A 509-nucleotide genomic window follows, 5' to 3' on the forward strand; every position below is an offset into this window, starting at 1 on the left:
CGAACGTCCGGCCGGAATGTTCTGGTTGTTTTCCGTCTTGGGGAGTGCGGCCGTCGTTGGTTTTGCCCTCACGCAAAGTGCAGAAGTGTCCCTGATTGGAGACCTGTTTATGCTGGCGGCCATCCTCGCCTGCGGATTGGGCTACGCCGAAGGGGCGCTGCTCTCGCGTCGATTGGGCGGCTGGCAGGTGATTTCCTGGGCGCTTGTCTTGTCATCACCGTTCATGGTCATTCTCGCAATCTTCACATGGCCTGACACATTTGCCGATTTGAGCATGCCTGTCTGGCTCAGTTTGGGATACGTCTCCATTTTTTCGATGCTGGTTGGATTTGTGTTTTGGTATCGCGGTCTGGCTCGCGGGGGCACAGCAGGTGTTGGGCAGCTACAACTGCTTCAGCCATTTTTCGGCTTGATCCTTGCAGCGGCCTTACTAGCGGAACCGGTCGCGCCTTCGATGATCGGGGTAACGGTTTTCGTCGTGATTTGCGTGGCCGGTGCGAAGCACTTCG

At 57.0% G+C, this 509-nt stretch carries 1 protein-coding gene; it reads left to right on the top strand.

The features are described 5' to 3' along the window. Positions 1 to 16: 16 nt before the first annotated feature. On the top strand, positions 17 to 509 hold a 493-nt coding region (locus tag ACR0I8_RS22145; protein ID WP_480703685.1), incomplete at its 3' end, for an EamA family transporter.

The sequence above is a fragment of the Ruegeria sp. BG9 genome (genome assembly GCF_056538305.1).